A 15,365-nucleotide genomic window follows, 5' to 3' on the forward strand; every position below is an offset into this window, starting at 1 on the left:
CTTTGCCCGTAGATCACGTCGCGCGCATCCGAACAGAGCGTGCCGTTGCCGACACAGCTGGTTCACGATGGTGTAACCTCAGTCGCCCCAAGCAAGCGGTTGTCGTCGCCAAGGGGAGGGCTAGCCATGGCCCGGAACGGTTCCGATGACGCGCTCAGGCGGAACACCACGCAGGTGGATGCCGTCGAGGGCCTGCTCGCGTACGCCGCCACGAGGAGCGCGCGCGAGGCGCTGCGCCAGGTGAGCCGTGCCGTGGCGATGAGCCGCGATCTGGCGGCCGAGCACCCCGAGCACACCTCCCTGCTGGTGCGCGCCCTGATCATGGAGGCGTCCCTGCAGCTGAGACGTAAGTGCCCGGCCGAGGCGCTGCCCCCGGCCGAGGAGTCGGTGGCGCTGGCCAGGAGGGCGGGCGGGGCCCCGCTGGCGCGCTCCCTGCACGCGCTGGCCGCCGCCTACAGGGCGCTCCGCCGCTTCGGCGAGGCCGCCGAGGCGGCGGAGGAGGCGTCCAGGGTCGTCGAGCTCGACTAGACGAGCGCTCCCGGGTTCAGCACACCCCGCGGGTCCACCCGGTCCTTGACCGCGCGCAGGATCGCCACGCCGAGCGGGCCGATCTCGGCGGCGTAGGCGGCGCGATGGTCGCGGCCGACCCCGTGATGGTGCGAGATGGTGCCGCCCGCCTCGACGATGGCGGTGTTCGCCGCCTCCTTTGCCCGCTCCCACTGCGCCACCGGGTCGTCCTCCTGCGCGGTGACGACGGTGAAGTAGAGCGACGCGCCGGTCTCGTACACGTGGGAGATGTGGCACATGACCAGCGGCGAGCCGAGCGCGCCGAGCAGCGCGAGCCGGACCGCGTCGTACAGGCGCGGCAGGTCGGCCCAGAAGCCGGCCGTCTCCAGCGTCTCCACGGTGGCGCCCGCGGCGAGCAGCGAGTCGCGCAGGTACGGCGCGGAGAAGCGGCCGTGCGCCCATCCTTGACCGGGCTCCTCGCCGAGAGGGACGCCGCCGTGGCCGGACAGCACCGCGGCGGCGGCCTCGCGGCGGGCGGACACCGAGGCGCCCTCGTAGCCGGCGATCACCAGGCAGCCGGCCTCGCCGCCGCCGATCCGGTCGGGGCGGGCCAGGCCGATCATGGTCTCGGTCTCGTCGGAGAGCCGCAGGACCGTGGGCAGCGGGCCGTCCTGGGCGAGCGCCCGCAGCGCGGCCGTGCCGGCGGCGAAGCCGGGCAGGCGCCAGCCCTCGTACACCTTCTCGGCCGGGGCGCGGCGCACCCGCAGCCGGAGCGAGGTGATGACGCCGAAGGCGCCCTCGGACCCGAGCACGAGCTGGCGCAGGTCGGGCCCGGCCGCCGACTTGGGCGCCCGGCCCAGGTCCAGGTCGCCCTCGGGGGTGGCGACGGTCAGCCCGGTCACCATGTCGTCGAAGCGGCCGTATCCCGCCGACGCCTGGCCGCTGGAGCGGGCCGCGGCGAAGCCGCCCAGCGTGGCGTACTCGAAGGACTGGGGGAAGTGGCCCAGCGTGAGGCCGTGCGCGGCCAGCAGGCGCTCGGCCTCGGGGGCGGGCACGCCGGGCTCGAACACCGCGGTCATCGACTCGGCGTCGACCTCGACCAGCCGGTCCATCCGGCCCAGGTCGAGCGAGATCACCCCGGCGAAGCCGTCGCGGGCTGCGGTGAGTCCGCCGACGACGGAGGTGCCGCCGCCGAACGGCACGACCGCGATCCGCTCGGCCGCGCACAGCCGCAGCACTTGCGCCACCTCGTGGTGGCCGCCGGGCAGCACGACGGCGTCCGGCGCGCCGGCGCCGTCCCCCGCGCGCATCCGCAGCAGGTCGGGGGTGGACTTGCCGCGGGCGTGCCGGACCCGCGCCTCGTGCGTGGTCAGCACGTGCCCGTCGCCGACCAGGCCGGCGAGCGCGTCGAGCAGCCGGGGCTCCAGCGCGGCGGGCGGCATCCGTACGGACTCTAGCCCGGCGGCGGGGACCGCCGGCGCGCGCACGCCCAGCAGATCGTGGAGCAGCCGGCGGACCTGTTCTGGAAGCTCGCGGGCCTTGGCCGGGTCGCCCCAGCCGGACCAGAGCATCGGTTCCGATCGCACGGTTACACTGTGACATATGACGGCTATTCGTCACAATGACGGCGTGCTGGACGCGGCCCGCGACTGCGTGCTGGCCTACGGGGTGCGCCGCACCACGCTCACGGACGTGGCGCGGCGGGCCGGGGTCTCGCGGATGACGATCTACCGGCACTGGCCGGACATGCGGGCGCTGGTCGCCGACCTGATGACGCGCGAGTGGGTACGGGTGATCAGCGGGCTCGACCTGGCCGATCCGGTGGGCGCGGTGGTGGCCGGGGTGCGCGGGCTGCGCGGGCACCCGCTCTGGCGCAAGATCGTGGAGGCGGATCCCGAGCTGCTGCTCCCCTACCTGCTCGACCGGCGGGGGGCCAGCCAGGAGGCGGTGCTCGCGGTGCTGGAGCCCGCACTCGGCGACCCGCGCAGGGCCAGGGCGGTGCTGCTGGTCGCCCAGTCGTTCCTGCTGTCGGCGCCCACCATGCTCGATCCGCTCACCCTCGACGACCTCGACGCCGAGCTCGCGACCCTGCTGGAGTCCTATCTCGCGCGCCCGGCGGGACGGTGAGCGGGGTCGTGCCGGGCAGCTCGCTGAACGCCGCCCGGAGGGCGCGCGAGCTGGCCCGCACCGCCGAGGAGCGGGTGGACGTGCTGGTGGTCGGGCTGGGCGCGACCGGGGCGGGCGCGGCGCTGGACGCGGCCTCGCGAGGGCTGGGCGTCGCCGCGATCGACGCCCAGGACCTCGCCTTCGGCACCTCCAGGTGGAGTTCGAAGCTGATCCACGGCGGCCTGCGCTATCTGGCCAAGGGGCAGGTGGGGGTCGCGTACGAGAGCGCGGTGGAGCGCGGCGTCCTGCTCACCCGCACCGCCCCGCACCTGGTCAGGGCGCACCCGTACGTGCTGCCGCTGACGCCGGGGGTCACCGGGGCGCGGGCCGCGACGGTGATGACCGGCTACCTGCTGGGGGACGGGCTGCGGCGCGCGGCGGGCACCCCGCGGCGGCTGCTGCCGGGCCCGTCGGCGCTGCCGGCGGGCCGGGTCGGCGAGCTGGCCCCGGTGCTGCGCGCGGACGGGCTGCGCGGCGGGCTGCTGTCGTGGGACGGGCGGGTGCTCGACGACGCCCGGCTCGTGGTCGCCGTCGCCAGGACGGCGGCCGCGCACGGGGCCCGGATCCTGACCCGCTGCCGTGCGCTGGAGCTGCGCCCGGACGGCGCCCGGGTGCGTGACGAGCTGACCGGCGAGGAGTTCGAGATCAGGGCGCGGGCGGTGGTCAACGCGACCGGCGTGTGGGCCGGCGGGCTGGACCCGAGGGTGCGGCTGCGGCCCTCGCGCGGCACCCACCTGGTGCTCGCGGCGGGCGCGCTGCCGGGGCTGCGGGCCGGGCTCCACGTGCCGATCCCGGGCGAGAGCAATCGTTTCGCGCTCGTCCTGCCGCAAGCGGACGGGCGGGTGTACGTGGGGCTCACGGACGTCGCGGTGGACGGGCCGGTGCCCGACGTCCCCGAGGCGCCCGAGGAGGACGTCAGGACGCTCCTGGACGTGCTGAACGGCGTCCTGGAGATCGAAGTGCCGAGGAAGGCCGTGGCGGGCGCGTACGCGGGCCTCAGACCGCTCCTGGCGGGCGGCGGGCACACGAGCGGGCACGCGAGCGGATACGGAGACGGGCACACGGGCGGGTACGGGGACGGGCGCGGGGACCCGGGGGCGGGCGGGCGCACGGCGGATCTGTCGCGGCGGCACGCGGTGCTGTCCTCGGGCGGGTTCGTCACGGTCGTCGGCGGCAAGCTGACCACCTACCGGCGGATGGCCCAGGACGCCGTGGACCGGGCGGTCGCGGTGCGCGGGCTGCGCGCGGGCCCGAGCCGGACGGCCGCCATCCCGCTGGTGGGAGCGGGCCGGCCGGCCGCGGGGACGCCGCGCGGGCTCGCCGAGCGCTACGGCGCGGAGGCGGCGGCGGTCCGGCCGCTGGTGGAGTCCTGCCCCGAGCCGGTCGGTCTCGGCCTGACCCGGGGCGACCTGCTCTGGTCCGTGCGGCACGAGGGCGCGCTCGACGCCGGCGACCTGCTCGACCGGCGCACCCGGATCGGCCTGGTGGCGGCGGACCGCGAACGGGCGCTGGAGGCCGCGGAGGGCATGTTCGGCTGATCCTCCCCAACCCGTTAGGTTAGTCTTACCTAACCGTTGGAAGGGGGAAGGTGTGGCGAAGGGCTGCGAACACGCGAGGGGATGTCACACGGGTGGCGTCCCCACTCTCGCGAGCGCCACGGCGGGCGCGCGGCTCTGGCTCCTCGTCGAGTACGCGGGCCCGTGGCCATCACACCTGGAAAGCTTCGAACTTCCTGAGAACATCGCCGAACTGGTGGCGCGGGCGCTCGCCCGGGGCATCAGGCCGCAGCTCATCCGCCGCCCGGGCCGCCGCACCCGGACGCGGGAGGAGGGCATCCGCGTGCTAGTCGGGTACGGGATCGGCGACCGGCCGTGGCTCGCCGGCGGCGTCATCGCAGGTCCTGACGATCTTGACCTGGACGCGCTGGTGGCCGGAGTGGTCCCCGAGTCCTGCATACTTGAAGACGAGCCGGTATTTCTGGTGTGCACGCATGCCAAGCGCAACGCGTGCTGCGCCCGCATCGGACTGCCCCTCGCCCGTGCTCTGGCGGAAAAACTGCCAGAAAGGGTGTGGGAAACGTCACACGTTGGCGGCGATCGGTACGCCGCCAACCTCGTGTGCTTGCCACACGGAATTTTCTACGGCAGCATGTCTCAGGCTGCTGCGATCGCAGCGGCTAACGCGTACCGGTCGGGCGAGATCATTCTCGACCGTTTCCGGGGACGCGCGGGTATCCCTGAGCCATTGCAAGCCGTCGAGCACTTCGCCCGAACCCATACGGGAGAGTGCTCCGTCGGCGCGGTGACCGTGGAATCCTCCAAGTCGGACGGCGACGTCACCGAAGCCATCGTGCGCTGCGGCGACGTCCGGTTCAAGGTTGTGGTCCAGCCCTCGGCGCGGCAAGCGCCGTGTGGCTCGGTTTGCGCCGACAAGGCCGCCACCTACCGGCTGGTTTCGCTGGACAGGCTTTCGCCTGTGCGGTACGCCACGCCTGCCTACGCCTGACAAAGGGAACATCACGGTCCTCCATTGCGTTGGAACAGTGACGCCCAAAGCGTCCGATGCGGCTCAATTACCGAAATACCTCTCACGAAGGTGGTTTTCTCATGTCTCAGGTACGTCGGCAGCTCGCCCGCCCGCGCCCCAGCTGGGGTTGGCAGGATGATGCCGCGTGCCGGGGTGAGGACCTCGTGCTCTTCTTCGGCCCCGACGGGGAGCGGCAGCCCGAGCGTGACGTACGTGAGCGGAAGGCCAAGGCGATCTGCGCCCAGTGCCCCGTCCGCACGGAGTGCCTTGACTACGCACTGTCCCGTCCGGAGAAGTACGGCACGTGGGGTGGCCTCAACGAGGACGAGCGCGCCTCCGAGCGTCGCCGTCGCATGCGCCGCGCCGCCAGCGCCGGCATCTCCGCCGCCTGACACACCCGGCAGCGTCTCCGAAGATCGTGTGATCACGCAGTTGTCCCGATGACCGGGGCCCGGTACGCCGGGCTCCGGAGAACCCGGTCGGGACAACTGCCTGATCAGGCGGACCTCGCCCCGCACGAAAGAACCGCGCATGAAAGAAGCCGCCGTCCGATCCGGACGGCGGCTTTCGCGTGCCCGCCGGTCGGCGGGCTAGGGCTGGTCACACCAGCAGGTCGTCGAACTCTCCGTCTTTGGCGCCCAGGACGAACGCGGTGATCTCGGCTCGCGTGTAGACGAGCGCGGGACCGTCGGGAAACCGCGAGTTGCGCATGGCCACCTCCCCTGTGGGCAGGGTCGCCACCTCGACGCAGTTGCCGTTGGGATTGCTCCGCGCGCTCTTGCGCCAGTCGGCGGAGAGTCGACCGGCGGGCGTTCCGTTGCGGAACTCGTGCATGGGTGTTGCTCCTCGGCCCTTACGGATGCACGTGCATCCGTGCTTACGAGCCGAGAATAGAGGGACGAACCGGAGGCCATATACCGGATGGCCAAAAATCCCTATGTGATGGGTCACAGGGACTCAGCCGTTCAGCAGCCGCTCCAGGAACGCCCGGGTCTGCCGGGGCTGCTCCGCCTGCACGCTCAGCCGGTCCATGACCTTCACGTAGTGCTCGGAATCGGCGACCTTGTCCAGGTAGAGCGCGCTCGTCAGCTGCTCCATGTAGACCACGTCGGGCAGCTCACGCTCGGGGAAGCGCAGGATGCTGAACGGGCCGCCGGCGGCGGCGTGCCCGCCCCGGTCGAACGGCATGATCTGCAACGTGACATTGTGGTGGGCGATGAGCTCCAGCAGGTGCTCGATCTGCTCGCGCATGACCTCGGGCCCGCCGAGCACCCGGCGCACCGCCGCCTCGTCGATCACCGCCCAGAGCGTGAGCGGGCTCTCCCCGGTCAGCCGCCGCTGGCGGGCCGTCCGCAACTGGACCCTGCGCTCCAGCTCGCCGGCCGGGGCGTTCTCGTGGGCCAGCTCGATCACCGCCCTGGCGTAGGCGGGCGTCTGCAGCAGGCCGGGCACGAACTGGTTCTCGTAGGTCCGGATGACCGAGGCGGCGCCCTCCAGCCCGATGTAGATCTCGAACCAGCTCGGCAGCAGATCGCCGTACTTGTGCCACCAGCCGGGCTCGTTGGCCTTCCTGGCCAGTTCCAGCAGCGGCGCCCGGTCGCCGGGGTCCGTGACGCCGTAGAGGGTGAGCAGGTCGGCCACGTCGCGCTCCTTGAAGCTGACCTGGCCCAGCTCCAGCCTGCTGATCTTGGCATGGGACGCGCGGATGGAGTAGCCGGCGTCCTCCCGGGAGATCCCCTTGCCGGTGCGGAGTCTGCGGAGCTGCGTGCCCAGCAGGATCCGCAGGACGGTCGGGCTACCCGGAGAATGTCGCAGAATGTCGCTTTCCATCCGCTTCGCCCGCTCCGCGCTCACGCTCACCGCTCCCTATCGCATCTGCACGTGCAGATGCGATTTGCATCCGTAAATCACGAAAGAGTCTTGCATCGCCGACGTCACGCCGTAAAGATGGTCTTGGACACCAGAACGCGCTTCGGGGGCCAGCATGACGACTTTCGACCCGGGACCGCAAACCGCCAGCGGTCTCAGGCCACCAGGATGGCTGACGGCCGTCCTGATCGAGGGTCGGCCCGCCGAGCGCGATCGCCTCTTCGGCTTCCACGAGCTCAGCACGTTCGAGCCCGGGTGCGTCTCGGTGGCAAGACGGTTCGTCGACCAGACGCTCGGCTCGTGGGGGGCCGAGCGGGCCGTGTTCGACGCCCAGCTCATCACCTCCGAGCTGGTCACCAACGCCATGCGCCACGGCGGCGGCGCGATCGACCTGCGGCTGCTGATGGACAGGACCGAACTGGCCTGCGTTGTGAGCGATCACAGCACGGCGCCGCCGGTCACCGGCGGCGCCGACGTTTTCGCGGAGTACGGTCGCGGGCTGCGCCTGGTGGGCGCCCTCTGCCGCGCCTGGGGCTGGCTCACGCCCGGCGGCGCGCGCAAGCTCGTGTGGGCGGTGCTGCCGCTCTAACGGTTCCGGGCCAGCACCTCCAGCACGTCGGCGTCGGAGAGCTGGCCGAAATGCTCGTACCACTGCCCGACCGCGCGGAAGTCGGCCGGCACGCAGAGCACCACCACCTCGTCGGCCTCCTCCCGCATGGCGCTGACCGTGTCCCTGGCGCCCACCGGCACGGCGAGCGTCACCCTGCCGGGCCCGGCCGCGGCCACCGCCCGCAGCGCGGCCCGCGCGGTCACCCCGGTGGCCAGCCCGTCGTCGGCCACCACCACCTCGCGGCCCGCCAGGCGGGGCAGCGGCCGGTCACCCCGGTACACCGCCACCCGGCGGGCCAGCTCTCGCCGCTCGGCGGCCACCTCGCCGGCCAGGTCCTCCGGCGTCAGCCCCAGCCGGTGCAGCAACGGCAGGTCGAACACCGGCTCGCCGCCCTCGGCGATCGCCCCCACGCCGAACTCCGGCGACGGCGGGTAGCCGATCTTGCGGGTGACGAGCACGTCCAGCACTCCGCCGAGCCGGCGCACGATCGGCTCCGCCACCTCCACCCCGCCACGCGGCAGCGCGAGCACCACCGGGCCGGGGATGCCCGCCAGCCGCTCGGCCAGCCGCTCCCCCGCCTGCGCACGGTCGACGAACACGCACTCCATACGGAAACCCGTACCCACGCCGCCGACGGGCAGGCCCGCCGGGGAGGGGCCCGTGCGGGCCCGCTCCCCGGGAGGGCGTCACGGCCGGTTGCGGCCCGAGCGGCGCATCTCCTTGTGGATGGACTTCCACTTGCTCTGCAGGTCCTTGCGCAGCCTGGCGTCCGTCCGGGAGGCCATCCACGCCGCCTCCCGCTGGAGCTTGCGCCAGCTCTCCAGCCGCCGCTCCGGCAGCTCGCCGCTCTCCAGCGCCGCCAGCACCGCGCACCCGGGCTCGGTCTCATGGCCGCAGTCGTGGAAGCGGCACTCCGCGGCCAGCGCCTCCAGGTCGGAGAAGACCCGCTCCACGCCCTCGTTCATGTCGTACAGGCCGACCCGCCTGATGCCAGGCGTGTCGATGACGAGCCCGCCACCGGGCAGCGGGATGAGCTCCCGGTGGACGGTGGTGTGCCGGCCGCGCCCGTCGGCGGCGCGCACCCGCTGGGTCTCCATCACCTCGCCGCCCGCGAGCGCGTTGACGAGGGTGGACTTGCCGGCCCCCGAGGGGCCGAGCACGACAGCGGTACGGGACCCGTCCAGATAGTCGCGGACGAGCTCGACCCCCTCGCCGCGGATGGAGGAGACCGCGTGCACGTCGACGCCGGGCGCGGCCTGCCGCACGTCGTCGAGCAGATCGCCCAGGCCGGGCCCGAACAGGTCGGACTTGGTGACGAGCACCACCGGAGTGCCGCCGGACTCCCAGGCGAGCGCCGTCAGGCGCTCGACGCGGCCCAGGTCGGCCAGGTCGGTGGCGTGCATGGACGGTTCGGCGACGAACACGATGTCGACGTTGGCCGCGAGCACCTGGCCCTGGCCGTCGCCGGACAGCCCGCCGCGGGAGTCGCGGCTGACGCCGCCGCGGACGAACGCGGTCGTCCTGGGCAGGAGCTCGACGAGCTCGTAGTCACCCGCGGGCAGCGGCTTGAGCGCGGCCCAGTCGCCCACGCAGGGCAGCGCGACCGGGTCGGCGGCGGACGCCCTGCGGACGCGGGCGCCGTAGCGGGCGTGATGCCGGCCGGCACTCGTGACGACCTCGGCCGCGCCGCGGTCGACGCGGGAGACGCGGCCGGGCACGGTGTCGGAGGGCAGCTCGGCGGCGCGGGAATCGGTCCAGCCGAGCAGAGAAAGATCGTAAGACAACGGAATTGCACCCTTGAGGTTGAGAAGGAACCCGGGTGGTCTCAGGCGAGCACCCGGAGGGGGACTGACGGCAGGCAGAACAGGACGACCCGCATAGTCCTCACCTCCTCGATCCGTTGCCGGTGACTCTACGCACCGGCCGCGCGGGACCGCAACGGGTTTTCGGCCACCCCGCGGTTGAACCGTCGGGGCGCCGTGGTCCGTACCACCTGCCGACGGACTCGAGAAAGGGGAATGATGCGACTGAGCACGTATCCCCCACCCTCGGCCGAGGGAGCAGCCCCCATGGGCAAGCCGCGGTTACGGCAGTGGTTGAGGCGCGTACGGCCGGACCCGGAGATGGTCGTGTCGGCTCTCTACCGGCAGTACCACCGGCCGTTGCTGGCCTTCGTCGTGCGGCTGACCGCGGGTGACCGGCAGTGGGCCGAGGACGTCGTACAGGAGACCATGATCCGCGCCTGGCGCAGCGCCGAGCAGCTCGATCCCGACGCGGCCTCGCTGATGCCCTGGCTGGCGACCGTCGCCCGACGTATCGTGATCGATGACCGGCGGCGAAGGGACGCCCGCCCCCAGGAGCAGGGCGACGGCCCGCTGGAGCACATGCCCGTGCCGGATGAGATGGAGCAGCTGCTGCACCAGGTGGTCGTGTCCGAAGCGCTCAAGGCCCTGTCGCCCGCGCATCGCGAGATCCTCAACGAGACGATCCTGCGCGATCGTTCCGTCAACGACGCCGCGCGGGCGCTCGGCATCCCCGTGGGCACCGTCAAGTCCCGGGTCTACTACGCGGTGCGCGCGCTGCGCGTGGCACTGGAGGAGAGGGGGGTGACGGCGTGACCTCGCGAGTGGAGCACACCGACGTGGGCGCCTACGCCCTGGGCCTGCTGGACGACGACGACCGGATGGCGTTCGAGACGCACCTCCTCGGCTGCCGTGCCTGCGCCGCCGAGCTGTCCGACCTGGCGGGGGTGGCCCAGGCGCTGCACGGGCTGGGGCCGGTGACCGACGACCCCCCTGAGGAGGAGCCGGCCGAGGTGATCGACCTGCTGCACCGCAAGCAGGCCGCCGACCGGCGCTCGCGCAGGGGGACGTTCCTCGTCGGGATCGCGGCGGGCATCTCGCTGGTGGCGGGCGGGCTGGTGCTCGGCGCCCAGATCGGCGCGCAGAACGCCCCGCCGGCCGCCCACACCCAGCTCGGCCCCGCCGAGCAGTTCTACGCGATGGGCACGCCGGTGCCGGGCACCGGCAGGGACGGCGTGACGGGCGGGCTGGTGCTGGAGTCGAAGGGCTGGGGCACCCACGCGGCGCTCAAGCTGTCGGGGGTGCAGGGGCCGCTGGAGTGCGAGCTGGTGGCCGTCGGCAAGAGCGGCGACCGCCGGGTCATGATGGGCTGGTCGGTGCCGCCGGCCGGCTACGGCACCGAGGCCAACCCGGAGCCGCTCTACATGCACGGCGCGGCCGCGCTGACCGTCGACAAGATCGACCGGTTCGAGGTCATCACCGCGACCGGCCGCAACCTGCTCACCGTCGACGTCTGACGCTTCCGCCACGAGCCCTCTCACCTGCGGTGGGAGGGCTTTTCGACGGTACGGGAGAATTTTTCGCGAATCGTTGAACCCGGGGCGATCCGGGGGCCGTACTGCCTGTCAGAACAGGGATTCCCTCCAAGGAAGTGACCGGCATGTCAGGGGACATGCCGGTCACCCCGAGTTCGCACCGGCCCGCCGGGACGTTCGGGAACCGTCCGGACGGGTCCGCCGGCCAGTGGCGGTCCTCCCCCTCACCGCCACCCGGCCGTCGCCCCGGGGCCGTCCGGCCCGCCCCGGCCGCGACGACGCCCCGCCGCACCACGGGAGCCCGTGCGGCGGGGCGTCCCCTGCCGGGTCCGGGGCGTTCCGGCCGGCCGTAAAGCGTGCTCTTTCAGAACGCCGGGGCGGGAACTCCGGGACCGGCCGGGTTACAGGCCGGGGGCCGGGAACTGGGCGGTGAGCTCGCTGACCTCGCGGTGGACGCGGGTGATGACGTCCTCGGCGTCGCCCTTGGCCAGGGCGGTGACGACCTCGTCCATCCACGCGCCGATCTGCCGCATCTCCGCCTCCTTCATCCCGCGCGAGGTGACGGAGGGGGTGCCGATGCGGATGCCCGACGGGTCGAACGGCTTGCGGGTGTCGAACGGCACCGCGTTGTAGTTGGTCTCCAGGCCCGCCCGGTCGAGCGCCTGGGCGGCCGGCTTGCCGCCGATGCCCTTGGGGGTGAGGTCGAGCAGGATCAGGTGGTTGTCGGTGCCGCCGGAGACCAGGTCGAAGCCGCGCGAGGCGAGCTCCTCGGCCAGGGCCTTGGCGTTGGCGACGACCTGGTGGGCGTAGGCCTTGAAGTCGTCGGTCGAGGCCTCGCGCAGCGCGACGGCGATGGCGGCGGTGGTGTGGTTGTGCGGGCCGCCCTGCAGGCCGGGGAAGACGGCCTTGTTGAGCGCGGTGGCGTGCTCGTCGGTCGTCGCCATGAGCATGGCGCCGCGCGGGCCGCGCAGCGTCTTGTGGGTGGTGGTGGAGATGACGTCGGCGTGGCCGACGGGCGACGGGTGGGCGCCGCCGGCGACGAGGCCCGCGATGTGCGCGATGTCGGCGGCCAGGACGGCGCCGACCTCACGGGCTATGGCGGCGAAGCCCTCGAAGTCGATGGTGCGCGGGATGGCCGTCCCGCCGCAGAAGATCAGCTTGGGCCGGTGTTCGAGGGCGAGCTCGCGCACCTGGTCGAGGTCGATGCGGCCGGTGTCCTGGCGGACGCCGTAGCGGACCGGGTTGAACCACTTGCCGGTGGCGGAGACGGACCAGCCGTGGGTGAGGTGGCCGCCGAACGGCAGGCCCATGCCCATCACGGTGTCGCCGGGCTGCAGGAACGCCATGTAGATGGCGAGGTTGGCGGGGGAACCCGAGTAGGGCTGGACGTTGGCGTGGTTGACGCCGAACAGCGCCTTGGCCCGCTCGACGGCGACGGTCTCGACCTGGTCGATGACCTGCTGGCCCTCGTAGTAGCGCTTGCCGACGTAGCCCTCGGAGTATTTGTTGGTCAGGACGGTGCCGGTGGCTTCGAGCACGGCCTTGGAGACGTAGTTCTCCGAGGCGATGAGCTTGACCGTGTCGGCCTGGCGCCGCTCCTCCGCCTTGATCAGCTCGGCGATCTCAGGGTCGACGCTAGCGAGAGAACCCATGACTCTCCTGTCATATTGACGTGTCTTGCGAAGACCCAGGCGCCCGGCCTCCGCTCCTTCCCGCTCCCCGGTGGTCGTTCCCACCTGATGCGCCAGTCGCGACGTCATTGACGATATCGGATGCCGGGGAGCTCACTCCGCCGTGATCTGGGCCTTCCCCGCGGTCATCGGGGGCCCGATCTCATTTCGCGCGGCCGTCGCCGGGCCAGAGCCGGTCGACCTCGGCGTTGAGTATCGCCCCGATGAGCACGGCCAGGGCCGTGATGTAGAGCCACAGCAGCAGGGCTATGGGCGCCGCGAGCGACCCGTACACGGACACGGGCGAGAACCAGGCGGCGAGCACGGCGCGCAGCACCGCGGCGCACACGATCCACAGGAACAGCGCCAGGATGGCCCCGGGCAGCTCGCGGAACCAGCGGGTGCGCACGGGCACGCTGACGTGGTAGAGCACGCTCAGGAACAGCACGGAACCGACGACCACCACGGGCCAGTAGAGCAGGTCGACGGCGGCGGCGTAGTCGGCGGGCAGCGCCCCTTTGAGCAGCGTCGGGCCGATGACCAGGATGGGCATCACGACGATGCCGACGACCAGGCCGATCACGTACAGGCCGAAGGACATCAGCCGGGTGCGGATGATGCCGCGCTCCTCCCCCAGCCCGTAGGAGACGGAGATGAGGTCGACGTAGACGTACAGCGCACGCGACCCGGACCAGAGCGACAGCAGGAAGCCCAGCGAGATGATCGACACCTTGCTGGCGTCGTCCCTGAGCACGTCGGCGAGCAGCGGGCGGACCACGGTGTCGATCGTGTCGGCGGTGAACAGCACGCCGGCCTGGTGGATGACCCACGCCTCTATGTCGACCACGGCCTGCTTGCCGATCCAGCCGCCGAGCTTGGCCAGCACGCCGATCAGGCCGAGCACGAACGGCGGCAGCGACAGCAGGGCGAAGAACGCCGCCTCGCCCGCCAGGCCGGTGACGCGGTAGTTGACCCCGGCGTTCGTGGTGGCGCGCACGGTCGCCCACGACCTCGTGTCGCGCACCCAGCTCAGCCTGGCCCGGGCGGCCGAGGCGGCGGGCCTCTTCGACCCGCTTGGCGCTTCCGTGGACGTCATGGCACCCAACGCTCTGTCGCAGTGACTCTCCGGCTCAGCTTACGTCCCAGGTTGTCCTGCCCTAGTCGTTGTCCTCGATGCGCGCTCCCAGCGGCAGCAGCGAGACGGGGATCATCTTGATGTTGGCGATGCCCAGCGGGATGCCGATGATCGAGATGAACAGCGGGATCGACGTGAGCACGTGCCCGATGGCCAGCCAGATGCCGGCCACGACGCACCAGATGATGTTGCCGATGAGCGAGAAGACGCCGGCCTCGGGGTCGCGCACCACGGTCCGGCCGAACGGCCACAGGGCGTAGGCCGCGATGCGGAACGAGGCGATGCCGAACGGGATCGTGATGATCAGGATGCAGCAGATGATCCCGGCGACGGCGTATCCGATGGCGAGCCAGATCCCGGCGAAGACGAGCCAGATGACGTTCAGGAGCGTGCGCATGCTTCCAGCATGTCACCGGGCGCCCGTCAGCGTGATCCCGGCGGGCGTCCCCGCCCCGGCGGGCCCGCGTACGCCTGCGCGATCGGCATCCACGCGGCCGCCGGCTCGCCGGTGACCTCCAGGGCGGTGTCGGAGAGGTGGGCGCGCTGGGTGACGGCGAGGCAGAAGTCGAGCATCGGCCCGCGCACCACGCCCGCGGCGCCCTCCGGGCCCGCCGTCCACAGCTCTCCGCCGGGCGTCGTCAGCTCCACCCGCACCGGCTCGGCCGGCACGGGCAGGCCGCGTACGGCGAACGAGTAGGGCAGGGCCATGACCCCGATGCGGGCCACGTGGCGCAGCCTGTCGGTGGGCTCGCGGGTGCGGCCGAGGGCGTCGGCGACGTCCTGGCCGTGCGCCCACGTCTCCATCAGCCGGGCGGTGGCGAACGACGCCGCCGACATGTCGACCCCGTACCAGGGCAGCCGGTGCTTGGGCGGCAGCGGGGCGAGCGCCTCGACGAGCCGGGCGCGCGAGGAGGCGAACCAGGCGCGCAGCTCGCCGGCGGGCATCTCGCGCGACCGCGCGGCCAGGTCGTCGGGGGTGGTCGTGGCCGAGGCGGCGAGCAGGTCGCGGAAGGCGTCCGGATCGGTGATCGCGGTGCGGGCGGCGTCGTCGAACCAGGCCAGATGGCTCACCTGGTCGCGCACCGCCCATCCGGCGGCGGGCGTGGGCAGCTCCCAGTCGCCGGGACGCAGCGGCTCCAGGAGCGCTTCGAGTGAGGCGGTTTCGGCGCGGAGGTCGTCGAGCAGCTCGGCCATGAGATCCACGACGCCAGCCTAGCCCGGGGCGATAATGCTGTCGTGATCTGCGACAGCTGCAAGGACAGACGCCACGACGACTGCCGGGGCGGCTCGTGGTGCGACTGCCAGCATCTGCCCGCCGAAGAGGCCCAGGAGTCGGAGCTCGACTGGCCGCGTCAGGGATGATCGAGTCCAGACTCTGGACCCGGTATTGGACATCTCGGACGGCCAGAGTATCTTCATAAGCATGCCAGCGGACCCCATGCTTGTCGGCCGACGCCACGTCGACCTTCTGCGTGTCCGCAGTGCCATCTGTTGCGACGCCCGGTAACCACTCGTTTCCCACCGCTGAGCGCGTCGCACTCCTTC

At 72.4% G+C, this 15,365-nt stretch carries 19 protein-coding genes; 10 read left to right on the forward strand and 9 right to left on the reverse strand.

Features of this window, described 5'->3' with window-relative positions; genetic code table 11:
* The first annotated feature begins 126 nt into the window (after window positions 1–126).
* Window positions 127–528 (forward strand): hypothetical protein, encoded by a 402-nt coding sequence (locus ACIBF7_RS17460; RefSeq protein ID WP_148030427.1) that lies wholly within the window; start codon window positions 127–129, stop codon window positions 526–528.
* Here the strand turns inward: ACIBF7_RS17460 and ACIBF7_RS17465 are convergent.
* A complete protein-coding gene (locus ACIBF7_RS17465) occupies window positions 525–2,078 on the reverse strand; it encodes an FAD-binding oxidoreductase (protein ID WP_397197805.1) in 1,554 nt (517 codons plus the stop codon). The genes ACIBF7_RS17460 and ACIBF7_RS17465 overlap by 4 nt on opposite strands.
* A gap of 31 nt (window positions 2,079–2,109) precedes the next feature.
* Here ACIBF7_RS17465 and ACIBF7_RS17470 point away from each other — a divergent pair, with 31 nt between their 5' ends.
* From ACIBF7_RS17470 to ACIBF7_RS17485, 4 genes are all read left to right on the forward strand, one after another.
* A complete protein-coding gene (locus tag ACIBF7_RS17470; RefSeq protein ID WP_219543219.1) occupies window positions 2,110–2,634 on the forward strand; it encodes a TetR/AcrR family transcriptional regulator in 525 nt (174 codons plus the stop codon).
* Complete coding sequence (locus ACIBF7_RS17475) at window positions 2,631–4,211, forward strand: glycerol-3-phosphate dehydrogenase/oxidase (protein WP_397197563.1); 1,581 nt, start codon at window positions 2,631–2,633, stop codon at window positions 4,209–4,211. Before ACIBF7_RS17470 ends, ACIBF7_RS17475 begins: the two co-directional genes overlap by 4 nt.
* A 52-nt stretch (window positions 4,212–4,263) precedes the next feature.
* The gene (locus ACIBF7_RS17480) at window positions 4,264–5,178 is read left to right on the forward strand and encodes a sucrase ferredoxin (protein WP_397197564.1); all 915 of its coding nucleotides are present in this window, start codon (window positions 4,264–4,266) and stop codon (window positions 5,176–5,178) included.
* A 101-nt stretch (window positions 5,179–5,279) separates the two neighbouring features.
* Complete coding sequence (locus tag ACIBF7_RS17485) at window positions 5,280–5,591, forward strand: WhiB family transcriptional regulator (RefSeq protein WP_101784355.1); 312 nt, start codon at window positions 5,280–5,282, stop codon at window positions 5,589–5,591.
* A 208-nt stretch (window positions 5,592–5,799) separates the two neighbouring features.
* On the opposite strand, the gene ACIBF7_RS17490 is transcribed toward ACIBF7_RS17485, so the two are convergent.
* Together ACIBF7_RS17490 and ACIBF7_RS17495 are read right to left on the reverse strand one after the other, a co-directional pair.
* Window positions 5,800–6,033, reverse strand: coding sequence for a DUF397 domain-containing protein (locus ACIBF7_RS17490; protein WP_148030423.1), 234 nt, complete (start codon window positions 6,031–6,033; stop codon window positions 5,800–5,802).
* A gap of 123 nt (window positions 6,034–6,156) precedes the next feature.
* Window positions 6,157–7,029 (reverse strand): helix-turn-helix domain-containing protein, encoded by an 873-nt coding sequence (locus ACIBF7_RS17495; RefSeq protein ID WP_397197806.1) that lies wholly within the window; start codon window positions 7,027–7,029, stop codon window positions 6,157–6,159.
* Between the two features lie 154 nt (window positions 7,030–7,183).
* Here ACIBF7_RS17495 and ACIBF7_RS17500 point away from each other — a divergent pair, with 154 nt between their 5' ends.
* Complete coding sequence (locus ACIBF7_RS17500; protein ID WP_148030422.1) at window positions 7,184–7,657, forward strand: ATP-binding protein; 474 nt, start codon at window positions 7,184–7,186, stop codon at window positions 7,655–7,657.
* On the opposite strand, the gene ACIBF7_RS17505 is transcribed toward ACIBF7_RS17500, so the two are convergent.
* Together ACIBF7_RS17505 and rsgA are read right to left on the reverse strand one after the other, a co-directional pair.
* Window positions 7,654–8,286, reverse strand: coding sequence for a phosphoribosyltransferase (locus ACIBF7_RS17505; protein WP_397197565.1), 633 nt, complete (start codon window positions 8,284–8,286; stop codon window positions 7,654–7,656). The genes ACIBF7_RS17500 and ACIBF7_RS17505 overlap by 4 nt on opposite strands.
* 78 nt (window positions 8,287–8,364) lie before the next feature.
* Window positions 8,365–9,462: a ribosome small subunit-dependent GTPase A gene (gene rsgA / locus ACIBF7_RS17510; RefSeq protein ID WP_397197566.1), complete on the reverse strand. Its 1,098-nt coding sequence runs from the start codon at window positions 9,460–9,462 to the stop codon at window positions 8,365–8,367.
* Window positions 9,463–9,807: 345 nt separating this feature from the next.
* Here rsgA and ACIBF7_RS17515 point away from each other — a divergent pair, with 345 nt between their 5' ends.
* Both ACIBF7_RS17515 and ACIBF7_RS17520 read left to right on the forward strand, forming a co-directional pair.
* Complete coding sequence (locus ACIBF7_RS17515; RefSeq protein ID WP_219543287.1) at window positions 9,808–10,296, forward strand: sigma-70 family RNA polymerase sigma factor; 489 nt, start codon at window positions 9,808–9,810, stop codon at window positions 10,294–10,296.
* Entirely contained in the window at window positions 10,293–10,997 is a 705-nt protein-coding gene (locus tag ACIBF7_RS17520) for an anti-sigma factor family protein (RefSeq protein WP_397197567.1), read from the forward strand. The genes ACIBF7_RS17515 and ACIBF7_RS17520 overlap by 4 nt, the downstream gene beginning before the upstream one ends.
* 419 nt (window positions 10,998–11,416) lie before the next feature.
* Here ACIBF7_RS17520 and glyA read toward each other — a convergent pair whose 3' ends face one another.
* The 4 genes from glyA to ACIBF7_RS17540 all read right to left on the reverse strand — a co-directional run bounded on the left by glyA (window position 11,417) and on the right by ACIBF7_RS17540 (window position 15,014).
* Window positions 11,417–12,667 (reverse strand): serine hydroxymethyltransferase, encoded by a 1,251-nt coding sequence (glyA, locus tag ACIBF7_RS17525; RefSeq protein WP_397197568.1) that lies wholly within the window; start codon window positions 12,665–12,667, stop codon window positions 11,417–11,419.
* Between the two features lie 181 nt (window positions 12,668–12,848).
* Window positions 12,849–13,781, reverse strand: a complete 933-nt coding sequence (locus tag ACIBF7_RS17530; protein ID WP_397197569.1) for a YihY/virulence factor BrkB family protein — start codon at window positions 13,779–13,781, stop codon at window positions 12,849–12,851.
* A gap of 61 nt (window positions 13,782–13,842) precedes the next feature.
* Window positions 13,843–14,217 carry a YccF domain-containing protein gene (locus tag ACIBF7_RS17535; RefSeq protein ID WP_397197570.1) on the reverse strand — a complete coding sequence of 125 codons (375 nt, stop codon included), beginning with the start codon at window positions 14,215–14,217 and terminating at the stop codon, window positions 13,843–13,845.
* Between the two features lie 26 nt (window positions 14,218–14,243).
* Window positions 14,244–15,014 (reverse strand): TIGR03084 family metal-binding protein, encoded by a 771-nt coding sequence (locus ACIBF7_RS17540; RefSeq protein ID WP_397197807.1) that lies wholly within the window; start codon window positions 15,012–15,014, stop codon window positions 14,244–14,246.
* Window positions 15,015–15,056: 42 nt separating this feature from the next.
* Between ACIBF7_RS17540 and ACIBF7_RS17545 the strand changes: the two genes are divergently transcribed.
* Together ACIBF7_RS17545 and ACIBF7_RS17550 are read left to right on the forward strand one after the other, a co-directional pair.
* Complete coding sequence (locus tag ACIBF7_RS17545; RefSeq protein WP_261808413.1) at window positions 15,057–15,182, forward strand: hypothetical protein; 126 nt, start codon at window positions 15,057–15,059, stop codon at window positions 15,180–15,182.
* 61 nt (window positions 15,183–15,243) lie between these two features.
* Window positions 15,244–15,327, forward strand: a complete 84-nt coding sequence (locus ACIBF7_RS17550; protein WP_354532976.1) for a putative leader peptide — start codon at window positions 15,244–15,246, stop codon at window positions 15,325–15,327.
* Window positions 15,328–15,365: the final 38 nt, after the last annotated feature.

The sequence above is a fragment of the Nonomuraea sp. NPDC050478 genome, from assembly GCF_044458265.1.
In the GTDB taxonomy this organism is placed as follows: Bacteria; Actinomycetota; Actinomycetes; order Streptosporangiales; family Streptosporangiaceae; genus Nonomuraea; species Nonomuraea ferruginea.